Annotated in this window: 18 protein-coding genes; 3 read left to right on the forward strand and 15 right to left on the reverse strand. The window is 71.8% G+C overall.

Annotation, left to right across the window (positions count from 1 at the left end):
- The first annotated feature begins 108 nt into the window (after window positions 1-108).
- Window positions 109-753: a LysE family translocator gene (locus ACIG36_RS09555; RefSeq protein ID WP_399924679.1), complete on the forward strand. Its 645-nt coding sequence runs from the start codon at window positions 109-111 to the stop codon at window positions 751-753.
- Here ACIG36_RS09555 and ACIG36_RS09560 read toward each other — a convergent pair.
- Window positions 750-3,719 carry an NACHT domain-containing protein gene (locus ACIG36_RS09560; protein WP_399924682.1) on the reverse strand — a complete coding sequence of 990 codons (2,970 nt, stop codon included), beginning with the start codon at window positions 3,717-3,719 and terminating at the stop codon, window positions 750-752. The genes ACIG36_RS09555 and ACIG36_RS09560 overlap by 4 nt on opposite strands.
- On the opposite strand from ACIG36_RS09560, the gene ACIG36_RS09565 reads away from it, so the two are divergent.
- Window positions 3,687-3,821 (forward strand): hypothetical protein, encoded by a 135-nt coding sequence (locus ACIG36_RS09565; protein ID WP_399924684.1) that lies wholly within the window; start codon window positions 3,687-3,689, stop codon window positions 3,819-3,821. The two genes, ACIG36_RS09560 and ACIG36_RS09565, sit on opposite strands and share 33 nt — an antisense overlap.
- 79 nt (window positions 3,822-3,900) lie before the next feature.
- Here ACIG36_RS09565 and ACIG36_RS09570 read toward each other — a convergent pair whose 3' ends face one another.
- The 14 genes from ACIG36_RS09570 to ACIG36_RS09635 form a co-directional block, all read right to left on the reverse strand.
- Window positions 3,901-4,359, reverse strand: coding sequence for a hypothetical protein (locus tag ACIG36_RS09570; RefSeq protein ID WP_399924687.1), 459 nt, complete (start codon window positions 4,357-4,359; stop codon window positions 3,901-3,903).
- A gap of 109 nt (window positions 4,360-4,468) precedes the next feature.
- A complete protein-coding gene (locus ACIG36_RS09575) occupies window positions 4,469-5,251 on the reverse strand; it encodes a sirohydrochlorin chelatase (protein WP_399924690.1) in 783 nt (260 codons plus the stop codon).
- 14 nt (window positions 5,252-5,265) lie between these two features.
- Window positions 5,266-6,150 carry an ABC transporter permease gene (locus tag ACIG36_RS09580; RefSeq protein ID WP_399924693.1) on the reverse strand — a complete coding sequence of 295 codons (885 nt, stop codon included), beginning with the start codon at window positions 6,148-6,150 and terminating at the stop codon, window positions 5,266-5,268.
- Window positions 6,137-7,012 (reverse strand): ABC transporter ATP-binding protein, encoded by an 876-nt coding sequence (locus ACIG36_RS09585; RefSeq protein WP_399924696.1) that lies wholly within the window; start codon window positions 7,010-7,012, stop codon window positions 6,137-6,139. The genes ACIG36_RS09580 and ACIG36_RS09585 overlap by 14 nt, the downstream gene beginning before the upstream one ends.
- Before the next feature lie 55 nt (window positions 7,013-7,067).
- Window positions 7,068-8,174, reverse strand: coding sequence for an aliphatic sulfonate ABC transporter substrate-binding protein (locus ACIG36_RS09590; protein WP_399924699.1), 1,107 nt, complete (start codon window positions 8,172-8,174; stop codon window positions 7,068-7,070).
- Between the two features lie 208 nt (window positions 8,175-8,382).
- Complete coding sequence (locus tag ACIG36_RS09595; RefSeq protein WP_399924702.1) at window positions 8,383-9,732, reverse strand: sulfate adenylyltransferase subunit 1; 1,350 nt, start codon at window positions 9,730-9,732, stop codon at window positions 8,383-8,385.
- 2 nt (window positions 9,733-9,734) lie between these two features.
- On the reverse strand, window positions 9,735-10,649 hold the full coding sequence (gene cysD / locus ACIG36_RS09600; protein WP_399924705.1) for a sulfate adenylyltransferase subunit CysD: 915 nt from the start codon (window positions 10,647-10,649) through the stop codon (window positions 9,735-9,737).
- The gene (gene cysC / locus ACIG36_RS09605) at window positions 10,646-11,224 is read right to left on the reverse strand and encodes an adenylyl-sulfate kinase (RefSeq protein ID WP_399924708.1); all 579 of its coding nucleotides are present in this window, start codon (window positions 11,222-11,224) and stop codon (window positions 10,646-10,648) included. Before cysC ends, cysD begins: the two co-directional genes overlap by 4 nt.
- Window positions 11,206-11,916: a phosphoadenylyl-sulfate reductase gene (locus ACIG36_RS09610; RefSeq protein WP_399924711.1), complete on the reverse strand. Its 711-nt coding sequence runs from the start codon at window positions 11,914-11,916 to the stop codon at window positions 11,206-11,208. Before ACIG36_RS09610 ends, cysC begins: the two co-directional genes overlap by 19 nt.
- The gene (locus ACIG36_RS09615) at window positions 11,903-12,079 is read right to left on the reverse strand and encodes a hypothetical protein (RefSeq protein ID WP_399924714.1); all 177 of its coding nucleotides are present in this window, start codon (window positions 12,077-12,079) and stop codon (window positions 11,903-11,905) included. The genes ACIG36_RS09610 and ACIG36_RS09615 overlap by 14 nt, the downstream gene beginning before the upstream one ends.
- A gap of 91 nt (window positions 12,080-12,170) precedes the next feature.
- Window positions 12,171-13,871 (reverse strand): nitrite/sulfite reductase, encoded by a 1,701-nt coding sequence (locus tag ACIG36_RS09620; RefSeq protein WP_399924718.1) that lies wholly within the window; start codon window positions 13,869-13,871, stop codon window positions 12,171-12,173.
- A 120-nt stretch (window positions 13,872-13,991) separates the two neighbouring features.
- Window positions 13,992-14,075 (reverse strand): putative leader peptide, encoded by an 84-nt coding sequence (locus tag ACIG36_RS09625; protein WP_399925391.1) that lies wholly within the window; start codon window positions 14,073-14,075, stop codon window positions 13,992-13,994.
- Window positions 14,076-14,179: 104 nt separating this feature from the next.
- Window positions 14,180-14,773, reverse strand: a complete 594-nt coding sequence (locus tag ACIG36_RS09630) for a GNAT family N-acetyltransferase (RefSeq protein WP_399924723.1) — start codon at window positions 14,771-14,773, stop codon at window positions 14,180-14,182.
- A gap of 13 nt (window positions 14,774-14,786) precedes the next feature.
- Window positions 14,787-16,073: a GAF domain-containing protein gene (locus tag ACIG36_RS09635; RefSeq protein ID WP_399924726.1), complete on the reverse strand. Its 1,287-nt coding sequence runs from the start codon at window positions 16,071-16,073 to the stop codon at window positions 14,787-14,789.
- A 233-nt stretch (window positions 16,074-16,306) separates the two neighbouring features.
- Here ACIG36_RS09635 and ACIG36_RS09640 point away from each other — a divergent pair, with 233 nt between their 5' ends.
- On the forward strand, window positions 16,307-17,482 hold the full coding sequence (locus ACIG36_RS09640; RefSeq protein ID WP_399924729.1) for a YihY/virulence factor BrkB family protein: 1,176 nt from the start codon (window positions 16,307-16,309) through the stop codon (window positions 17,480-17,482).
- Window positions 17,483-17,554: the final 72 nt, after the last annotated feature.

Genomic DNA, 17,554 nt, shown 5'->3' on the forward strand with positions numbered 1-17,554 from the left:
CCCGTCCCATCGGCTGTCGCGCCCCACCCCCACGGGGCGCGACAGCCGTTCGTGATCCGTGCGCGGACAGGCTCCGGCCGACGCACCGTGCGAGAGGAGCTCCGCCCCATGACCGCCGCGATACTCGGCTTCGCCCTCTTCTCCCTCCTGGTGGCCATGGCACCGGGCCCCGACACGCTCCTCGTCCTGCGCAACTGCCTGCGCGGCGGCCGCCGCACCGGCAGCGCCACCGCGCTCGGCGCGGCCGTCGGCTCCCTGGCCTGGGGAGTGGCCGCCGCCTTCGGCCTCGCGGCCGCCCTGCAGCGCTGGGACGCGGCGTTCACCGTGGTCCGCCTGGCGGGCGCCGCCTACCTCGTCCTCCTGGGCGCGCAGGCCCTGTGGGCCCAGCGCCGCGGCGCCGCCACCGCGCAGGCACCGCTCGCCGGCACCGCCGAGACCGGGGCCGACGCCCCGGGCGTGGCCGAGGCCTTCCGCCAGGGCCTGCTGAGCTGCCTGCTCAACCCCAAGGTGGGCGTCTTCTTCGTCGCGGTGGTCCCCCAGTTCCTCCCCGAGGGCGGCTCACCGCTGGGCACGACCCTGCTGTTCGGCGCCATCGACGCGGTGATCGCCGCCGCCTGGATGCTCCTGGTGGCCGTCTCCGCCACCCGCATGCTCACCTGGCTCCGCCGCCCCCGCGTCAACCGCAACCTCGAACTCGCCACGGGCGGCGTACTGGTGGCCCTGGGTGTGGGCACGGCGGCGGAGTCGGTCTAGGGGGTCCGGGGCCGGGGGGAGCGGATGACGGTACCCGGGGGGAAGAGGTCGAGGCCGATGACAGTTACGGCGTCGATGATGTGCACCTCGATGTGCTCGGCGCTGCCCGCGAGGCTGGTGAGGTCGACGACCGCCTCCGCTGTGTTGCGACAGGCGACGGTCAGTCTCCGGAGGTTCGAGAAGGTCTTCACCACGGGGGTCAGGTCGGACAGCCCTACCGCATTGTTGAGGATGAGATCTGAGACATGCGGGAGCGGTGGGCTCTCCGCGAGGCGGGAGAGGTTCTGGCCGACAATCTGGAGGCCGACGAGGGAAGGCATCGCGGCGATCTCCCCGCGTGCCGCCTCGGCGAGACCCGAGGCGATGAAGCTGAGGAACTCCAGGCCCGTGAAGCGGGAGACACCCGAAAGCACCCCCGGCAGGCAGGCGCGCTCCCAGAGGAACAGCCTGCGGAGATTCGGAAGGCCGGGGAGGTGCGTCACGTCCGGCTCGACCAGCCGAGCATGGAGGTTCAGATGCTCGAGGTGCGGGAGCTCGCGAATCCGGCTCAGATCCAGAGCGTGCCTGCTCCAAATCACCAGAGAGGTGAGCGGCAGCTCATCGAGCGGTGAGACATCGAAGCCGCCACGAGGAAAAGACAGGGACAGGTTGCGCAGCCCGCGGAGGTTCCGGACGAAGCCGAGGTCTGTGAGCAGGCCGCCGGAGATTCCCAGGTCACGCAGTCGTCCCGCATCGACTGCCGAAGCGATTTCGGCGGTCGAGAAGTCGCCGGAGAAGGAGAGCCTCACCTTCTGGCGGAGGGCCGGAAGCGCCTTCAGCTCCGCGTGGCTGTTGACGACGACCTTGGCGCTCTCATCGAGGTGACGAAGTATTTCCTCGTCGTACTCCTGGGCGTCGTACGCGTTCCATCCCATGGCCAGCTCGCTCTGGACGTCGAACTCACGGCAGTCACGATACTTTTTGAGCAGGGACATCGCGGCGTCTCCGCCCACTGTCACCGCCGTTTGCACCACCGCTTTGGCCTCGTCCTCATGCCCCACCTCCTCTGGCCCTGGCAACAGGTCGAGGATCACCGGACCGATGCAAGCCAGCTTTGCCGCCTCCCGAGCGCTGCGCGGCGGCAGCAGCGCCGCGCACCGGCTCTCCACCGCCTCCCGCACATCCGGGTTCAGCTCCGTTGCCTGGTCCAGGCACGCCATGGCGAGCAGATGCAGCCGCATCCGGTGCTTGGCGCTGCGGTCGCCCCGGGCCACCAGTCGGCGCAGCAGCGTGGCGCGCTCGGCCGGTCGGGCATGGGCGACGGCCATCCGCAGCACGTCCTCCCACTGGTCGTCGTGGGCATTCTTGACGAGCAGCCCCAGATCGCGGGTCTCCACCGCGGCCTTGGCCCCGAGGTAGTCCTGAAACGTGCGGTGTACGAAGTCGATGGTGTCGGCTGTGGGGCGACGCAGGAGGCCGCTGCGGGACACCAGGTGGGTCAGTACCCGCTCGGCGTTGCCCTGTTCGGAGACGGCGGGCATGGCCGGCAGGGTCTCGTCGATGACGGCGAGGGCCGTCTCCTCCTCCATTTCCGTCTGGCCGTTGCGGATGAGCCAATACGCCAGCCGCTGCAACAGCTGAATCGCCTGGTGCTGGGTCAGACTGATGCCCTCCGGCGCCTCGATTCCGCGCTCGATGTCCCTACGAAAGAGCAGCATGGAGAGCGCGGCGTCGTACAACTCCATGCGGCTTCGCGGCAGATGGCCTCGACGATCGCGGTGGAGGGCGCACATCAACGCGCACATCAGGGGCGTCGAAGCCAGTTGAGCGAGGTCTCGCTGCGCCCGCACCGCGTTCTTGAAGCGTTCCTCCAGCCCAGGGCCTGCGCCCGCTGCCTCGTGCCAGCGTGTGGCGAAGACCGTGACGTCCCGCCGGTTCATCGGCCGTACGGTCAGCTCCGTGAACCTCGAGCCCTCGAGCCACCGCTCGGGAACGGCGGATGGCCGGGTGGTGACGAGAAAATGTGAGCGCGGATAAGCGGCGAGCAGATCCCGCAGCCATTCCTTTGTCTGCTCACGCCGTTGGCTCGGCACTTCGTCGATGCCGTCGATGAGCAACAGGCCTCGCCCGCTGGCGAGCACCCGATCCGCCCAGCCCAGCGGCTGGCAGGAGGCGAGCGTGCTTCTGACGGCTTCCAGGAATTGCGCAGGGCTCGGGAGTGCGCTGTGCAGGTGCAGGGTCCGTAAGGGGAGAACGAAGGGGATCAGATCCCGGAAATGGGCCAGCGAGCCGGGTGGCTGTTGGCCGGCGGAGATGACTGCGAGCCACTGCAGGAGAGTGGTCTTTCCGCTTCCCGCGAGCCCACGGACCAGAACCCGCTGCCGTCCGGCCAGGGCCCGCTCGGCCCGTTCTGCGATGGAGGACGGACCGTGACCGTCCTCCTCCGGGGATTCGTCCTGCCGCACGGCCAGTTCCAGACTCAGATACGCCGTGTCCAGAGGCCAGCACGCAGCCTGCGGCCCCTGCAGGTCGAGTCCCACGATGGTGAGTCTGCTGTGCCGCTCGACGAGGTAGCCGCGATAACGTTCCTCGAACGCCGCGTCCTCGTCGCCGAGCGGATGCGGAGCCGGGGCTGACTCCGCGACCGCCCTGTCCCTGAGCGACATCAGATGCCCCGGATCGGCCCCCAAAGCCTTGGCGAGCGCCACCACCGTGGCCTCCGTCGGCACCTTCCGCCCGTTGAGGACCCGGCTCACCGTCGTGTGCCCCAGCCCCGCCCGCCGTTCCAGTGCGGCGTACGTCAGCCTGCGTTCCGACCGCAACAGCCGGAACAACGCGGCCAGTTCGGCAAGTGCTTCGGACGTCTCCTGATCAGCCCCCATGCGTTCATCTTCGTCCGCACGAACGCCGGTGAACGCGGAATCGGAGAAGTTCGGTTCATGAGCCTCGAGCTGATGCTTCTCGCAGTCCTGTTCACCGGTGCCCACGCGATCGCCACCCGCGTCGGCGGGACCACCGCGGACCGGGCGGCCGCCCTGATCGCCTTCGTGAACGCTCTCGCCCTGACCCACACACTGCTCACGCGGTAGCCGAGAAGGACCGTGCGGCGGCGCCGCGCCCCTGGTGTCGCCGCACGGCCGGTTCAGGTGGTTTCTTCGTGCCCTGCCCCTACCTGTTGTACCGCTCGATCTTCAGCACCCAGTTCTGGAAGCCGGCCGTGCCGATGTTGTCGCTCGGGCTGACCCGTACCTGTGCGCTGACGTCCTGCTGGTTGAACTGCGGTTCGAACTTGATGATGCGGAGCGTGGTGTGGGACGACCACTCCGCGGAGGCCGCCGCCGAGGAGAAGCGGTGGTTGTCGCTCACCGGTTCCGGGCTCTGGCCGCCGAAGAGGATGTCGAGCCAGACGACGCTGTTGTTGTCGCCGGAGCTGACCAGCGTCTCCGCGCTGAAGGTCGCCACGAAGATCGCGCCGTAGGACGGCGAGTTGGGGCCGCCGACCTTGAGGTTGATCTTCGCGTCCGGGAGGTCCTGCCAGCCGGGGCTCTTGGTCTCCCAGCGGTCGGCGTCGCGGACCCAGTAGGTGCGGTCCGCCGGGCGCGCCACCCAGTCCGTCACAGCAGTCACACTCTTCCCCTTTCCGTCATGCCGGTCATGGGTCGTGTTACTGGGTACAGCGAACCAAACGGGCATCAAGGTCAGGGGTCGAATCCTGATATGGGCTCAGCAAACGGCCCTATCCCGCCGAAAGGGAGATCGCGGCTCGTGTCACGGGCGTGCTCCCGCGCACCAGCCGTGCCGTCGCCCGTGCCTCGTCGTACCGGCGCAGCAGCAGGGTGATCACCTCAGGCGCCGGGCCCAGGACGTCCGCGAGGACGTCGGCGCCCGCCGCCCGCGCCCCCGCCGCGATGCGGTCCGGCAGCCGGCCGGGGGCCAGGACGTACGGGGCCACGGCGACCGTGCGTACGCCCTCGGCACGCAGGGCGCGCACGGCGTCCTCGGTGCGGGGGGCCGAGGCGGAGGCGAACGCGGGTCGCACGGCGCACCAACCGGTGTGCCGCCACTCCCGCGCGATTTCTGCGATCACCGCGATCGCCTCCGGGTCGGAAGAGCCCGCCGAGGCCAGGACGACCCCGGTCGAGCCACGTTCGCCGGCGACCGCGCCGGCCTCGTCCAGGCGTCGTTCCAGCGCGGCGGTCAGCAGCGCGGAAGGGCCGAGAACGTTCGCCCGGCGCACCGTCAGGCCCGGCAGGGCGGAGCCGGCGCGGGCGAGGACGGCGGGCAGGTCGGCCTTGGCGTGGAAGGCGCGCGTCAGCAGCAGGGGGAGCGCGACCACCTCCCGCACGCCCTCCGCGGCCAGCCGCTCCAGCACCCGCGGCACGCTCGGCGCGCAGAAGTCGAGGAAGCCCACCTCCACCCGCAGACCGGGCCGGCGGGCCGCGACCCGGTCGCGCAGCGCGGCGACCGTCGCCGCGTGCCGTGGGTCGCGGCTGCCGTGCGCCACCAGGAGCAGCACCATGACCGGCCCGTCCCCTAACGGACCGCCAGCCCGCGCGTGCGCAGCACCCGGCGCTCGAGCGGGCTGAAGACGATCAGGTCGATGGCGATGCCGACGAACAGGATGAGGACGATGCCGAGCAGCACCCCCGGCATGTCCGAGTCGGTCCGCGCGTTCTCCAGGTACTGGCCCAGACCCAGCCCCAGGTCGGGGGAGGAGGCGATGAGCTCGGCCGCCATCAGCGACCGCCAGGAGAACGCCCAGCCCTGCTTGAGCCCCGCGATGTAGCCGGGCAGCGCGGCCGGCAGCAGGATGTGCCGTGCGCCGCGCGCCCCCGTCGCGCCCAGCGTCCGCCCCGCCCGCAGGTACAGCGGCGGCACCTGGTCGATGCCCGACACCAGGCCGTTGGCGATGGACGGCACCGCGCCCAGCAGGATCACCGCGTACATCGCCGAGTCCGTGATGCCCAGCCAGATCACCGCGGCCGGCACCCAGGCCACCGACGGCAGCGACTGCAGCCCCGACAGGATCGGCCCCAGCGCCGCCCGGACGATCGCCACCCGCGCCACCAGCAGCCCCAGCGGGGTGCCGATGGCCAGGGCCGCGAGGAATCCCAGCAGGCCGCGCGAGACGCTGGTCCACACGATGTCCAGCAGGGTTCCGCCCAGCCACAGCTCGCGCAGGCTGCTCCAGACCGCCGAGGGGTCGGGCAGCTTGTAGTCGTCGGTGACGCGGGCCAGGACCAGCAGCTTCCACACCACCAGCACCAGCACGACCGCTGCGACGGGCGGCAGCACCTTGGTCAGCAGCACCTGCCGCCAGGGCGTGCGCTTGACCTGGACCGAGTCCAGGGCGTCGAGCCCGGCTTCCAGGCCCGCGAGGTCGGGCTCGGCGGCCCGCGCGGTCTCAGTGCCGGCCATGGCGGCGGATCTCCTCCCGCAGTTCCTCGGTGATCTCCACCGACAGGTCGGCCACCGCCGCGTCCTCGATCCGGCGCGGCTGCGGAATGCCGACCTCCCACTCCCGCACCACCCGGCCCGGCCGGGACGACAGCAGCACCACCCGCTCGCCCAGCCGCACGGCCTCGCGCACGTTGTGGGTGACGAACAGGACCGACAGCCGCGTCTCCGCGCAGATGCGGGTCAGCTCGTGGTGCAGCACGTCCCGCGTGATGGCGTCCAGTGCCGCGAACGGCTCGTCCATCAGCAGCAGCCTGCTGTCCTGCGCCAGCGCCCGCGCCAGCGCGACCCGCTGCCGCATGCCGCCCGACAGCTCGTGCACGCGCTTGCCGTACGAGCCGCCCAGCCGCACCAGCTCCAGCAGCCGCTCGGCCTCCGGTCGCCGCCGCGCCCGCGGCACCCCGCGCAGCCGCAGCGCCAGTTCGATGTTGCGGCCCGCGGTCAGCCACGGGAACAGCGCGTGCTCCTGGAACATCAGCGCGGGCCGGCCGCCGGTCACCTCGATGGTGCCGCTCGTCGGCCGGTCGAGGCCCGCCACCAGGTTCAGCAGCGTCGACTTGCCGCAGCCGGAGGCGCCCAGCAGGCAGACGAACTCGCCGGGACGGACGTCGAGCGTGATGTCCTCGAGCACGGGCCGCTCCGCGCCGGGACGGCCGTAGCTCTTGTGGACGTGGCCGAGGCGCACGGCCGGACGTATCCCCTCGTCGAGGAGAGCCGTGCCGGCCGGACTGCCGGTCGTGCCGCCGGTCGCCTTGCCGGCTGTGTCGCCGGTCGCCTTGCCGGTCGTGTCACCGGTCGCGGATGTGATCGGTGCCGGGGCCATTCGGCCACCTCCTGATCGGGGAGCGGGCATACGAGCCCCTACTGCCGCGTACACGTCACTGCCTTCCGAGCTTCGCGGCGTCGACCGCCGGCTTGCCTTCGGCCTTGAGCACCTTGTTGAGCAGGGTCAGGTCGTAGATGCCGGACAGGTCCGGCTTCTCCAGCAGCCCCGCGTCGACGGCCTGCCCGGCCTCGGTCTCCAGCGTCCGCGCCAGCGGATCGTCCGTCGTCGTGATGGACTGCCAGGCCGGGTCGAGCACCTTCGCCGGCAGCTCCTTGCCGTTCAGCCGCTTGAGCGCCGCGTTGACCGACGCCTTCGCCCGGTCGGGGTTCGCGGCGATCCAGGCGTTGGTCCGCACCGAACCGCGCAGCACGGCCTCGACCACATCGGGGTGCTCGTCGAGGAACCTCTGCGACACGATCACATTGGTGATCACGAACTTCCCCTCCGGCCACAGCGTGCTCTCGTCCAGCAGCACCTTCCCGCCGTCCGCGACCAGCCTGGACGCCGTCGGCTCCGGCACCCAGGCGCCGTCGACCGAACCGGACTTGAAGGCGTCGGGCGTCACCTTGTTGTCCGTACGGACCACCGAGACGTCGCCCTTGCCGCTCTGCGGATCGACCTTCCAGCCCTGCCCGGCGATCCAGTTGAGGAACGCCACGTCCTGCGTGTTGCCCTTCTGCGGCGTGGCGATCCGCTTGCCCTTGACGTCCTCCAGTGAAGGGATCTTCTTGGGGTCGACGACGAGCTTCACGCCGCCGGACGCGGAACCGGAGATGATCCGCAGGCTCTTGCCCTTGGACTTCACATAGCCGTTGATCGCCGGCGACGGCCCGATCCAGCCGATGTCGATGGAGCCCGCGTTGAGCGCCTCGATCTCCGACGGCCCCGCGTTGAAGGTGGTCGCACGGACCTTGGTGCCGCCCAGCGCCTTCTGGAGGATGCCCTCCTGGTCACCGATCAGCGGCGTGGCGTGGGTGAGGTTGGGGAAGTAGCCGATCCGTACGGTGTCGACCGAGAGCTTCCGCCCCTCGGCCGCGGCGTTCGCGCTGTCGTTCTTCTTCTGCGACCCGTAGCCGCAGGCGCCGAGGACGACGGCCAGCAGGGGGAGGGCGGCCGCGGCCACGAGGGCGCGGCGGCGGACCGGTGGGGCGGCAGACATGAGGGCGGTTCCTCTCCGCGGGCCGGAGCGTACGCCGAAGGCGCGCCCGGCGGTTCACAAGGGACTTCGGGGACGGGGGAGTCGGGGCGGTACGGACATCAGCGAGCACATCGCCCGACGCCGCCCTGCCCGCTGCCGAGGAGGCCGCTGCCGATGCGGCCGCCCACCTTGTCGAAGGTCGAGAAGACGTCCCTGGTCCCGGTCATGGTCAGAAGTCCCAGCCCTCGTCGTCGGCCGCCGGCTCCGCGCCGCCGCCCGCCGTGCCGTCCGTACCCGCCGCGAAGGCCGCACCGGCCATGCCCGCGGTGAGCGTGGTGCCGTCGGCCGGGTCGATCAGCAGGAACGATCCCGTGCGGCGGGAGCGGGCGTAGTCGTCGAGCGCCAGCGGCTCCGCGGTGCGCAGCACCACCCGCCCGATGTCGTTGGCGGCCAGCTGTCCGGGGTCGGGGTGCTGGGAGAGGTCGTCCAGGGCCAGCCGGGAGGGCAGCGCCTTGACGACGGCCTTGACCGTGCGGGTGGTGTGCTTGAGCAGCACCCGGTCGCCGACGCGCAGCGGCCGGTCGGCCACGTGGCAGACGGTCGCCTCCACGTCCCGGGTCGTGCCGGGCGCGCTCGCGGTGGGGGCGATCAGGTCGCCGCGCGAGACGTCCAGGTCGTCGGCCAGCCGCACGGTCACCGACTGCGGCGCCCACGCCACGTCCACGGCCTGGCCGAGCGCGTCGATGGCCTCGACCGTGCTCGTCCGGCCCGAGGGGAGGACCGTCACCGGCTCGCCCACGCGCAGCACGCCGGAGGCGAGCTGGCCGGCGTAGCCGCGGTAGTCGCGGTGGGCGGCGGTCTGCGGGCGGATGACGTACTGGACGGGGAAGCGGGCCGGGTCACCCGTGGGATCGGCGACCACGGGGACGCTCTCCAGGTGTTCCAGCACGGTCGGGCCGCCGTACCAGTCCATGTGCGCGGACGGGGTGACGACGTTGTCCCCGGCGAGCGCGGAGATGGGGATCGCGGTGACCTCCGGCACCCCCAGGGAGGCGGCGTACGCGCCGAACTCCCGCGCGATCGGGGCGAAGACGGACTCCGCGTAGCCCACGAGGTCCATCTTGTTGACGGCCAGCACCACGTGCGGGACGCGCAGCAGCGCGGCCACGGCGGCGTGGCGGCGGGTCTGCTCGACGACGCCGTTGCGGGCGTCGACCAGCACGACGGTCAGCTCGGCGGTCGAGGCGCCGGTGACCATGTTGCGCGTGTACTGCACATGGCCGGGCGTGTCGGCCAGGACGAACCGTCTGCGCGGGGTGGCGAAGTAGCGGTAGGCGACGTCGATGGTGATGCCCTGCTCGCGCTCGGCCCGCAGCCCGTCGGTCAGCAGGGCCAGGTCCACGGCCTCGTGCCCGCGGCTGCGCGAGGCGTGCTCGACGGCCTCCAGCTGGTCGGCCAGCACGGACTTGGAGTCGTGCAGCAGCCGGCCGACGAGCGTGGACTTGCCGTCGTCGACCGAGCCGGCCGTGGCGAAGCGCAGCAGCGACGTCGCCGCGGCGTCAAGGGAATCGGTGCTCATTGCTAGAAGTACCCCTCGCGCTTGCGGTCCTCCATCGCGGCCTCCGACAGCTTGTCGTCGGCCCGGGTGGCGCCCCGCTCGGTGAGCCGGGACGCGGCGATCTCGGTGATGACGTCCTCGACGGTCGCGGCGCCGGAGTCGACGGCGCCGGTGCAGGACATGTCGCCCACCGTGCGGTAGCGCACGATGCGTCTCTCCACCCGCTCGCCGTCCCGGGGCGTGCCCCAGTCGCCGGGGGCCAGCCACATGCCGTCGCGGGAGAAGACCTCGCGCTCGTGCGCGAAGTAGATGGAGGGCAGTTCGATCTTCTCGCGGGCGATGTACTGCCACACGTCCAGCTCGGTCCAGTTCGACAACGGGAAGACGCGCACGTGCTCGCCGGGCGAGTGACGGCCGTTGTACAGCTGCCACAGCTCGGGGCGCTGGCGGCGCGGATCCCAGCCGCCGAACTCGTCCCGCAGCGAGAACACCCGCTCCTTGGCCCGCGCCTTCTCCTCGTCCCGGCGGCCGCCGCCGAAGACGGCGTCGAAGCGGTGGCGCTCGATGGCGTCCAGCAGCGGCACGGTCTGCAGCGGGTTGCGGGTGCCGTCCGGGCGCTCGCGCAGCCGCCCGTCGTCGATGAACTCCTGCACCGACGCCACGTGCAGGCGCAGCCCGTGCGTGGTGACGGTGCGGTCGCGGTAGGCGATGACCTCGGGGAAGTTGTGCCCGGTGTCCACGTGCAGCAGGGCGAACGGCACGGCCGCCGGCGCGAAGGCCTTCAGCGCCAGGTGCAGCATCACGATCGAGTCCTTGCCGCCGGAGAACAGGATCACCGGCCGTTCGAACTCGCCCGCCACCTCACGGAAGATGTGCACGGACTCCGACTCGAGGGCGTCGAGGTGCGAGAGCGCGTAGGCACCGTCGGCGTCGCTCATATCAGCCCCTTCTCGTTCAGCAGCGCGTACAGCGCCTTCGCCGATTCCTCGACGGTCTGCTCGTGCGCCGCGATCCGCAGGTCCGGGGCGGCGGGCGCCTCGTAGGGGTCGTCGACGCCCGTCAGCCCGGATATCTCGCCGGCCGCCTGCCGGGCGTACAGGCCCTTGACGTCCCGCGCCGAGCACACCTCCACCGGGGTCGCCACATGCACCTCCAGATAGCCGGTGCCCTCCGCCCGGTGGTGTTCGCGCACCGCCTCGCGGGAGTCCGCGTACGGGGCGATGACCGGCACCAGTACCGTCACGCCGTGCGAGGCCAGCAGCCGGGCGACGAAGCCGATCCGGCGCACGTTGGTGTCCCGGTCCTCGCGGGAGAAGCCGAGCCCCGCGGAGAGGAACTCGCGGATCTCGTCCCCGTCCAGCACCTCCACCCGCCGTCCCTCGTCCCGCAGCCGGGACGCGAGCGCTCGGGCGATGGTCGTCTTGCCCGCGCTGGGCAGGCCGGTGAGCCACACGGTGGCGCCCACGCTCATGGCGGTCTCTCCTGTCGTCCCTGTCATCCGTGCAGCCCGCATTCGGTCTTGCCCAGCCCGGCCCAGCGGCCGGCGCGCGCGTCCTCGCCCTCGAGCACCCTGCGGGTGCAGGGCGCGCAGCCGACGGAGGTGTAGCCGTCCATCAGCAGCGGATTGGTGAGCACGCCGTGTTCGGTGATGTAGGCGTCCACGTCGTCCTGGCTCCAGCGGGCGATCGGCGAGACCTTGACCTTGCGCCGCCGTGCGTCCCAGCCGACGACCGGGGTGGCCGCCCGGGTGGGCGACTCGTCGCGGCGCAGCCCGGTGGCCCAGGCGTCGTAGCCGGCCAGCCCCTCCGCCAGCGGCCCCACCTTGCGCAGCGCGCAGCACAGGTCCGGGTCGCGGTCGTGGAGCTTCGGCCCGTACTCGGCGTCCTGCTCGGCGACGGTCTGCCGCGGCGTGAGCGTGATGACGCGGACGTCCATCACGGCGTCGACCGCGTCGCGGGTACCGATGGTCTCCGGGAAGTGGTAACCGGTGTCCAGGAAGACCACGTCGACGCCGGGGCGCACGCGCGAGGCCAGGTGGGCGACGACCGCGTCCTCCATGGAGGAGGTGACGCAGAAGCGCTCGCCGAAGGTCTCGGCGGCCCAGCGCAGGATCTCCGGCGCGGGCGCGTCCTCCAGCTCACGTCCCGCCCGCTCGGCGAGCAGCCGAAGCCGCTCGAGCCGCTCCGCCTCGTCAACTTCCGTCATGGGGAGCCCCCTTGGTCAGGCCCCGGGCGAGGAGCCCGAGGAACGAGAGCCGGAACGCGCGGTTGCACGCGCCGCATTCCCAGGCGCCGTGGCCCTCCTCGGAGGGGCGCAGGTCCTCGTCACCGCAGTAGGGGCAGTAGAACGGGGCGGCTCGTTCGCTCATACCTCCTCCTGATTGTTCGCTTCTCCGCCCGCGCGGCGCAGAGGTGCGGCTTTCGTCTTCATCTGCGGCCCGGCGGCCGCGCGTGCGTCGCTCACGAAAGCTCACCCTCCGAGGCGCGGGCGGCCCAGGTGGCGAACCGCTCGCCCTCCTCGCGCTGTTCGCTGTAGCGGGTCAGGACCCGCTCGATGTAGTCGGGCAGCTCCGCCGAGGTGACCTTCAGCCCGCGCACCTTGCGGCCGAAGCCGGCCTCGAGTCCGAGCGCGCCGCCCAGGTGCACCTGGAAGCCCTCGACCTGCTCGCCCCGCTCGTCCGTCACGAGCTGGCCCTTGAGACCGATGTCCGCCACCTGGATGCGGGCGCAGGCGTTGGGGCAGCCGTTGATGTTGATGGTGACCGGCTCGTCGAAGTCCGGGAGCCGCCGCTCCAGTTCGTCGATCAGGGAGGCGCCGCGCGCCTTGGTCTCCACGATGGCGAGCTTGCAGAACTCGATGCCCGTGCAGGCCATTGTGCCGCGCCGGAACGGGGACGGGCCGACCCGCAGGTCCAGCGCCTCCAGGCCGGTGACCAGCGACTCCACCCGGTCCTGCGGCACGTCGAGCACGATCATCTTCTGCTCGGCGGTGGTGCGCAGCCGGCCCGAGCCGTGCTCCTCGGCCAGTGCCGCGATCTTCGTCAGGCCGGCGCCGTCGACGCGGCCGACGCGCGGGGCGAAGCCGACGTAGAATCGGCCGTCCTTCTGCCGGTGCACCCCGACGTGGTCCCGCCAGCGCGCCACGGGCTGCTCGGGGGCCGGGCCGTCGAGCAGCGGGCGCCGCAGGTACTCGTCCTCGAGCACCTTCCGGAACTTCGCCGCGCCCCAGTCGGCGACGAGGAACTTCAGCCGGGCGCGGTTGCGCAGCCGGCGGTAGCCGTAGTCGCGGAAGATGCCGATGACGCCGCCGTAGACGTCCGCGACCTCCTCCAGCGGCACCCAGGCGCCCAGCCGGACGCCGATCCTGGGGTTGGTGGACAGGCCGCCGCCCACCCACAGGTCGAAGCCGGGGCCGTGCTCGGGGTGGCGCACGCCGACGAAGGCGATGTCGTTGATCTCGTGGGCGACGTCCAGCAGCGGTGAGCCGGAGACGGCCGACTTGAACTTGCGGGGGAGGTTGGAGAACTCCTTGTCGCCGATGAAGCGGCGGTGGATCTCCTCGATGGCGGGGGTGCCGTCGACGATCTCGTCCTCGGCGATGCCGGCGACCGGCGAGCCCAGGATCACGCGGGGGGTGTCGCCGCAGGCCTCGGTGGTGGACAGGCCCACGGCCTCCAGACGCCGCCAGATCTCGGGGACGTCCTCGATGCGGATCCAGTGGTACTGGATGTTCTGCCGGTCGGTGATGTCGGCGGTGCCGCGGGCGAACTCCTGGGAGATCTCGCCGATGACGCGCAGCTGCCCGGTGGTCAGCCGGCCGCCGTCGATGCGCACCCGGAGCATGAAGTACTCGTCGTCCAGCTCCTCCGGCTCCAGCACCGCGGTCTTTCCGCCGTCGATGCCCGGCTTGCGCTGGGTGTACAGCCCCCACCAGCGCATCCGGCCGCGCAGGTCGCTGGGGTCTATGGAGCCGAAGCCGGCCTTGGAGTAGATCGTCTCAATGCGTGTCCGCACATTGAGACCGTCGTCGTCCTTCTTGAACTGCTCATTGGCGTTGAGCGGAGTGAAGTGGCCGACCGCCCACTGGCCCTCGCCGCGGTGGCGGCCGGTCTTGCGCCGGGGCGGGGCGGCGGCGCGGGAGTCTGGAGTGGAGTCAGCCATGGGTAAATGTCCTTAGAAGTCCGCATACGTCCGAGGAATCGGCGCAGGGAAAGCGGCAGGAAAACGCCTCTGGCCGCGCAACAGGAGGGCGGCGAGGGGAGGGCGGTGGTGCTGTGACTGTCAGCCCGCCGGACAGATGGCGCTGGACATGCGGCAGAGGTCGACGTGGCGTCGACTCACCAGGGCAACTCCAGCACGGGACATGGCGGAAGCGTGGCACGGCGGTCTTCGGCCAGTCCACTGTTGTCCATATTATGAGATGGGCCGTCCCGCAGAGCGGGACGGCCCGGGGTTTCGGGAGGGCGCCGCTACCCGGTTTCGCCGCCCCGCGCCCCCGGCCAGGGGCCCGGCGCCGCGACGTCCGGCTCCTCCTCCGTCTTCACCTCGAACACCCGGAAGCCGCGCCGCGCGTAGTTGGCCAGCGCGTGCGGGCCGTCCTTGCTGCAGGTGTGCAGCCACACCCGCTCGGTGGGCTTCCGCTCCGGCCACCGCCCGGCCAGGTCCCAGGCCCGCGCGGCGCCGAACGACAGCAGACAGCCGCCGATACGGCGGCCCCGGAACCGCTCCATCAGCCCGAAGTAGACGATCTCGACGGCCCCCTCGGGCTGCGGGTCCAGCTCGATGTACCCGGCCGGCGTCCCGTGCTCGTACGCCACCCAGGTCTCCACCCCCGGCCGCTCCAGATGGGCCAGCCACCTCTCGTACGTCCACGGCAGCCGGTCCGTCCAACTCAGATCCCCGCCCACGGCCGTGTAGAGGAAGCGGCTGAACTCCGGCGAGGGCACCTCGGCCCGTTCGATCCGAACCCCGGACGGGATGTCCGGATCGTGGTCCGGAAGGTCGTCCGGCGAGGTCTGTTCCATGGACCAGGTGGTCACACTCGTCGTCGCGCTCTTGCTCATGCACCCCACCCCATCACGGCAGGGGCGCGGAGCCGGATCCGCCCTGACCTCCCGGCAGCTCCCGGCGCGCGGCCAGCACCACCGGCGCCGTCGAGGCGGGCAGCAGATCCGCCCCGTGACCCGGCGCCAGCAGCCGGACGTCCAGGCCGTCCGCGAAGCGGTACGGCCGGTGGCTGAGCACCCCCGCCAGCGTGCGCCGCATCCGGGAGAGCTCCGCCCGCACCGTCACCGTGCGCGTGGCGTCCCCGAAGAGGTCCGCCGCCAGCTCCGCGGCCGTGCGCCCCGCCGGGTGCCGGGCCAGGATGAACAGCAGCTCGGCATGGCGCGGGCTGAGCTCGTGCGACCAGTGGCCCGCCCCGCCCGAGACGGTGACCGTCCAGTCGTGCGGCCGTCGCAGGTCCAGCACCACCCGGCTGGGCGGCGCGTCCTCCCCGGCGCTCTCGTCGACCCGCACCAGCCAGCCGTCCGGCAGCGGTTCGATCGAGCACGGCCCGAGCGAGGGCAGCCACACCCGCCCCGGCCGCACCTGACCGGGCAGCACCACCCGGCTCACGGGAGCCATGCCCGTCACCGCCGCCGTCCAGCCGTCCCGGTCCACCGCCAGCGCCCGCCCCCCGACCCGGGCCAGCATCGGCGCCGCGATCGCGCGCAGCCGGTCGACGGACTCCCAGTGCCGCGCCCGCAGCTCCGCCTCGGACACCTTGGCGACGGCGGTCACCAGCGCCAGCGTCGCCGGATTGAAGGCGAGCGCCGGGCCGCTGACGTTCAGCACCCCCAGCAGCCGCCCGTCGCGCGGGTCGTGCAGCGGGGCCGCCGCGCACGTCCAGGAGTGATGGGTGCGCACGAAGTGCTCGGCGGAGTGCACCTGCACCGGCCGGCGCTCGACCAGCGCCAGCCCGATGCCGTTCGTCCCCACCAGCTCCTCCTTCCACGACGCCCCCACCTCGAAGCCCAGCCGGTCGGCGCTCCTGCGCACTCCGGGGCTGCCCTCCCGCCACAGCAGCCGTCCCTCGGCGTCGGTGACGACGATCAGATGCCGCACCGCGTCGGCCGCCTCCAGCAGCCCCTCGCGCAGCTGCGGCAGCAGCACCCCCAGCTGGGAGGTGTGCCGCAGGTGCTCCACCTCGTCGGCCGGGATCAGCGGTACCGGCCGGCCCGACTCCGGATCCACCCCGTGGCGGCGCACGCGGTGCCACGACTCCCCGATCACCGGCCGGGGCCGGGCGGGGGGCTCCGAGCCGGCGAGCGTGGCCTCCCGGATCGCGGGAAGCAGAGCCGCGTCGATTGGTATGCGCTTCACGCTGCAATGGTGCCGTCACGGGGCGGGGCGCGACGGGGCATCCGCGATATTGCAACGCCATGCAACCATTGCGAACGCCCCCGCCCCGGGCGGAAAGTGACGGTGAGCGGCCGGAGGGTGGTGCCGAGTCGGCGCAGCACCACCCTCCGCGGCCTCCCGAGGGCCCCGTCGCGTGCGCCCGGCCGCCGGGGCAGCGGAACGATGGACCCGCCCGCGGCGGATACGGTTAGCGGGTGCAGGCAGCAAAAGAACATTCGGGCCGGCAGGTCGGCCGGCTCCACAGGGCGAGGGCCCTGTACCGCAATGTCTCCAAACGCAGGATGGCTTGGCTGCTCCTGAAGGACACCGTCAATTCCTGCATGGAGTACCGCGTCACCGGGCTCGCGGCGGAGGCCGCCTTCTTCACCCTCCTGTCGCTCCCGCCCCTGCTGCTGGGCCTCCTCGGCCTGCTGCGCTACCTCGACGACTGGACCGGCACCGACACCATCGGCAGCATCCAGCAGAACATCCTGGCCGCCTCCTCGACCGTCCTGTCCGACCAGGGCACCAAGGAGATCGCCGAGCCGCTGGTCCAGGACGTCATCAGGATCGGCCGCCCGGACGTCATCTCCATCGGCTTCGCCATCGCCCTGTGGTCCGGCTCCCGGGCCGTGAACGTCTTCGTCGACACCATCACGATCATGTACGGGCTGGAGGGCAAGCGCGGCATCGTACGCACCCGGCTGCTGGCCTTCCTCCTCTACATCGTCGCCCTGCTGATCGGGGCGGTGGCGCTGCCGCTGATGGTGGCCGGGCCCGAGGCGGTGGTGGACATCGTGCCCTGGAGCGCGGACGTGGTCCGCTTCCTGTACTGGCCCGTCGTCATCGTGCTGTCCATCGCCTTCCTCACCACGCTCTACCACGTGTCCGTGCCGGTCCGCTCGCCCTGGGCGGAGGACATCCCCGGGGCGCTCGTCGCCCTGGGCATGTGGGTGCTGGGCAGCTTCCTGCTGCGCATCTACCTCACGCACACCGTCGAGGGCGTGACGATCTACGGATCGCTCGCGGCGCCCGTCGCCGTGCTGCTGTGGATCGGCGTCTCGGCCTTCGCCGTGCTCGTCGGCGCCGCCGTCAACGCGGCCCTGGACCGCGTCTGGCCCTCCGTCACCACGGCCGCCGCCCGCGCCGAGGTCGACCGGCAGCGCGAGGCCGCCGCCGTGCGGGCCGCCTACGAACGGGCCGCCATGGCCCTGGTCCACGAGATCGAGGACGACCCCTACGAGGAGCCCGAGGACGGCGTGATCGGCCAGGACCGCGAGCCCCCCTCGGAGTTCCCCGAGCGCTGGGCCCAGTTCCTGCCGCACGAGGACGTGCGCTCGCGCCTGTCCAAGCCGGACCACCAGCCCAAGCACGCCAAGCCGCGCGACTAGCCGGGAGCGGAAAAACCGTTGGCGGCGCCCGTCCGGGCGCGCCTACGATCACCGAGTACGTATGGAGCACTC

The sequence above is a fragment of the Streptomyces sp. NPDC053048 genome, assembly GCF_044547045.1.
GTDB lineage: Bacteria > Actinomycetota > Actinomycetes > Streptomycetales > Streptomycetaceae > Streptomyces.